At 62.3% G+C, this 3,919-nt stretch carries 5 protein-coding genes; 4 read left to right on the forward strand and 1 reads right to left on the reverse strand.

Annotation, left to right across the window (positions count from 1 at the left end; translation table 11 throughout):
- Positions 1–110: 110 nt before the first annotated feature.
- Positions 111–995: an oxygenase MpaB family protein gene (locus IRZ12_RS16230; RefSeq protein ID WP_296470673.1), complete on the reverse strand. Its 885-nt coding sequence runs from the start codon at positions 993–995 to the stop codon at positions 111–113.
- Positions 996–1,196: 201 nt separating this feature from the next.
- On the opposite strand from IRZ12_RS16230, the gene IRZ12_RS16235 reads away from it, so the two are divergent.
- The 4 genes from IRZ12_RS16235 to IRZ12_RS16250 all read left to right on the forward strand — a co-directional run.
- Complete coding sequence (locus tag IRZ12_RS16235) at positions 1,197–1,634, forward strand: hypothetical protein (protein WP_296470676.1); 438 nt, start codon at positions 1,197–1,199, stop codon at positions 1,632–1,634.
- Between the two features lie 204 nt (positions 1,635–1,838).
- Positions 1,839–2,927 carry a TRAP transporter substrate-binding protein gene (locus IRZ12_RS16240; protein WP_296470679.1) on the forward strand — a complete coding sequence of 363 codons (1,089 nt, stop codon included), beginning with the start codon at positions 1,839–1,841 and terminating at the stop codon, positions 2,925–2,927.
- A 106-nt stretch (positions 2,928–3,033) separates the two neighbouring features.
- A complete protein-coding gene (locus IRZ12_RS16245; protein WP_296470681.1) occupies positions 3,034–3,660 on the forward strand; it encodes a TRAP transporter small permease subunit in 627 nt (208 codons plus the stop codon).
- Positions 3,660–3,919: TRAP transporter large permease subunit (locus IRZ12_RS16250; RefSeq protein WP_296470684.1), on the forward strand; the 260-nt coding region annotated here is incomplete at its 3' end. The genes IRZ12_RS16245 and IRZ12_RS16250, both read left to right, overlap by 1 nt.

The following is a 3,919-nucleotide window of genomic DNA, read 5'->3' on the forward strand; positions in this document are numbered from 1 at the left end:
GGTAGGTATAGGTGCTCGATGCGTCGTCAAAGAACTGGCGGAAAATCATATTTCAATAAGAAATAAGCTAATTCTCTAGAAGAATATGTTATGTGCTCGGCGCACCGGCGTCAAAGGTCGGGATTGGGCGGAAGCAGGCCCATCCTGCGCTTGGCCCGATGGGCCGAGCCATTGCGGACCGCCCACCGTAGCACGGGTGCCACGCGGCCGACCGCCAATTCGATCGCCCGCCGCTGCCAAACAGGTTTTTGTAGCGCCAGCATGTCGGCGGCCCAATCGGGCAAAAGTGCTACGCCCGCATGCAGCATGAGTTTGCTGACAGGCTGGGCCCATGGGCTCACCGCGGGAGGATTCGATAACAGGATGTCGGCAATCTCGCGGGTACGTTCGTCGCAGACCAGCTGGGGCTTCATCCGCTCGAGATAGGCTGCGACTTCCTTCCTCGACCGCGGCACGTCGCGCGCCCCGAGCCGATAAGCGATCAGAGCGATCTCGTCGTAATAGCGGTCTTGGTCGGCTTCCGGTAGATGCGGGTTGCGGTAGCGCAGATGCGAGGCCAGGAAGCAGCTGACTTCTGCTACGTGCACCCAGGTGAGCAGATCGGGATCGTTCGCGTGATAAGGCCGTCCGTCAGGCGCCACGCCGCGCACATTCTCGTGGATGTCGCGCACGCGCGCGATGAGCCGTTCGGCATCGGCCGTGCTGCCATAAGTGGTGCCGGATATGAATTGCCCGGTGCGGCGCAGCCTGCCTAGCATGTCGCGCCGGAAATTGGAGTGATCCCAGACGCCGGCGAGCGCGAGCGGGTGCAGCATCTGTATCAGCAGCGCCGCGACGCCGCCGATGAGCATGGACGTGAAATCGCTGTGTACCTGCCAACTGATCGAGTTTGGGCCGAAGAGCCCGGGATCTCCGGGCGGATTCTCGAAATCGACGCCGCCAAGGGCGAGGCCGGTCAGGCCGAGTATTTGTGCTTCGATGCGCTTGCGAATCATCGTGGTTCGGGGACGTCCGGGCGCCATGCGCGGGAGGCGGCGGTTGCCGCCAGGGTGCCGGCGGCCATTGGACTCGAAAAACGCGAGGTGAGCAAATGGCCTGGTGGTTTAGGCTGCCACCTCGATCGCGCGGTGTCGCGGCGTGGAGCCTCGTCTCGGGAACGGATTCTGCTGTGTGCAGGTGTCACCAGGGAGTACGCCATGCGCAAACCGATGCTGCAAATCGTTTTCTTGTCCTCCGTCATCCTGGCCGTGCCGGCTGCCCTCGCGCAGGCCGGCTCCGGCGCCAGCCCGGGCCAAAGCGGCGGCAGTCACCAGCCTAGCGGAACGAGTGCCGAGGGCCCGACCCGCGGCATCTCGAACGCAGGGCCGTCCGGCGCGTCGGGCAATGCGCGTCAAAGCGGATCGACCGAAGGCAAGCCCGGCCCGCGCGGCGACGGAGCCGACCGGTCGCCCGGCACGGCGCAGGGACGCACCGGCGACCGTCCCGCCGACCAGGGAGGGATCGCTCCGGGCACCAAGGATCCCTCTGCCGGCCAGCCGCCCGCTACCGGCAGGGATCGGTCGACGGGCACCGACGCTTCGGGGACGGGAGATCGATCCGGGTCGAATCGAACCGGGAGCCGGCTGTTGCGGTAATACCGGGGCATAGGGAAAAGGCGGGCCGTCGACGTCGTGCGTCTGCGGATTCACTTTCCGGTGAATTAGGGTTTACCGCAGGGCCGGATGACTCTATCCGGCCAGTATTATGTGTTCGCCTTACCCAAGGGTGGCACTTTTGGTTGCACCTTTTGCATGGTGCCACTCGGGGGATTCCCTAGCAAAATCCCAGGAGAACTGCATATGCATCGCCGTTCCTTCTTGACCAAGGCAACCGTGGGCGCCGCCGTGGGCGGGGCGACGTTCTCTGCACCGGTATTCGCCCAGGATTCGCCTACCGTTACGTGGCGGCTTGCCTCGAGTTTCCCTCGCAGCGCCGACGCCATCTACAGCGGTGGGGAGGCCGTGGCCAAGTACGTCTCGGAGGCAACCGGAGGAAAGTTCACCATTCGCGTATTTCCCGCAGGTGAGATCGTTCCCGCCCTGCAGGTGCTCGACAGCGTCCAAAACGGGACGATCGAGTGCGGCCACACAGCTTCGTATTACTACTACGGCAAAGACCCTGTCCTCAGCTTCGATGCCGCCGTGCCGTTCGGCTTGAACACGCGGCAGATGAATGCCTGGATGCGCCACGGGGACGGCCTGAAGCTGCTGCGCGAGGTCTTCAAGAAGTACAACATCGTCAACTTTCCGTGCGGCTATACGGGAACGCAGATGGGGGGTTGGTTCCGCAAGGAGATCAAGTCGGTCGACGACCTCAAGGGCCTGAAGTTCCGGGTCAGCGCATTTGCCGGGGCGGTGCTGTCACGCCTGGGCGTCGTGCCGCAGCAGATCGCGGGAGGCGACATCTATCCTTCGCTCGAGAAGGGCACCATCGATGCCGCGGAATGGATCGGCCCCTATGACGATGAAAAGCTCGGGTTCCACAAGGTTGCCAAGCATTACTACTACCCGGGCTGGTGGGAAGGCACGTTGCAGGTTTCCCTCTATGTCAACCAGGATGCCTACAACAAGCTGCCCAAGCACTACCAGGCGGTCCTGGAGCAAGCCTGCGCCGCGGCGACCAACGACATGATCGCCAAGTACGACGCGGAGAACCCTGCCGCGCTGCGCCGCCTGGTTTCCCAGGGCGCCCAGTTGAGGGCCTTCCCCAAGTCCGTGATGGACGCCTGCTACAACGAGGCCACGAAGCTGTATGCGGAAATGAGCGCGAAGAGCCCCGAGTTCAAGCGGGTCTACGACAGCATGGTCGCTTTCCGTGGCGACGTACTGCCGTGGTTCCGCGTGGCCGAAGGCAATTTCGACGGTTACATGTCCACGATTCGCAGCTAATCCCAGGGTAGCGTGACAGTCCACAAATGCCTGTCACGCCCCGGAAGCCGGAATCGTTCGCCTGGCCCCGGTGCCGGGCGTTTTTTGTTCAGCATCAGGCACAACCATGAATGCTCTACTAGCCTTTTCCCGCCTGGTCGACAAGCTCAACACGTTTGTCGGCAAGTCCGTCACGTGGCTCACCCTCGTGGTGGTATTGGTCAGTGCGGGCAACGCCACCGTGCGCAAGGTTCTCCATACCAGTTCCAACGCATGGCTGGAATTGCAGTGGTATTTGTTCGGCGCCATCTTTCTCTTGGCGTCTGGCTATACGCTATTGAAGAATGAGCACGTGCGGGTGGACATCCTCGCACAGAAGCTCTCGCAGCGCGCGCAGATTTGGATAGAAATCCTGGGCGTCATTTTCTTCCTGATGCCCGCGTGCGTGTTGATCATGTGGCTCTCCTGGCCAGTGTTCGTCGACTCCTACGTCACGAACGAGATGTCGTCGAATTCCGGGGGGTTGATACGCTGGCCGGTCAAGTTGCTGATTCCGGTCGGATTCTTCCTGCTGGTGCTGGCCGGGCTGTCGCACCTGATCAAGTGCATCGCGTTCCTCTTGGGCAAGGGGCCGGATCCACGGGAGCGCGACCGGGCCAAGACTGCTGAAGAGGAGCTGGCCGAACAAATCGCCCGTGAAGCGCAAGCCCGCGAAGCGGCCGCGGCACGCGCGGCTGCTGGGGAGGCGCGCTAATGGCTGAGTTCCTGACTGCCAATTTGGCGCCCATCATGTTCGCCAACCTGGTGATCTTCCTACTGCTGGGATTTCCGGTGGCGTTCGCACTGGCTGCAAACGGCATGCTGTTTGGGCTGATCGGCATCGAGCTGGGGTTGCTTACCCCGGTTCTCTTCCAGGCTTTGCCCCAACGGGTGTTCGGCATCATCGCCAATGACTCACTGCTAGCCATACCTTTCTTTACATTGATGGGGCTGGTGCTGGAGCGATCCGGCAT

Source organism: Pigmentiphaga sp. (assembly GCF_019689535.1).
Classification (GTDB): domain Bacteria; phylum Pseudomonadota; class Gammaproteobacteria; order Burkholderiales; family Burkholderiaceae_B; genus Pigmentiphaga.

Coding starts and splice junctions, on each gene's coding strand:
- IRZ12_RS16245 (WP_296470681.1), top strand. CDS start 3,034: ATGAATGCTCTACTAGCCTTTTCCCGCCTGGTCGACAAGCTCAACACG.
- IRZ12_RS16240 (WP_296470679.1), top strand. CDS start 1,839: ATGCATCGCCGTTCCTTCTTGACCAAGGCAACCGTGGGCGCCGCCGTG.
- IRZ12_RS16235 (WP_296470676.1), top strand. CDS start 1,197: ATGCGCAAACCGATGCTGCAAATCGTTTTCTTGTCCTCCGTCATCCTG.
- IRZ12_RS16230 (WP_296470673.1), bottom strand. CDS start 995: ATGATTCGCAAGCGCATCGAAGCACAAATACTCGGCCTGACCGGCCTC.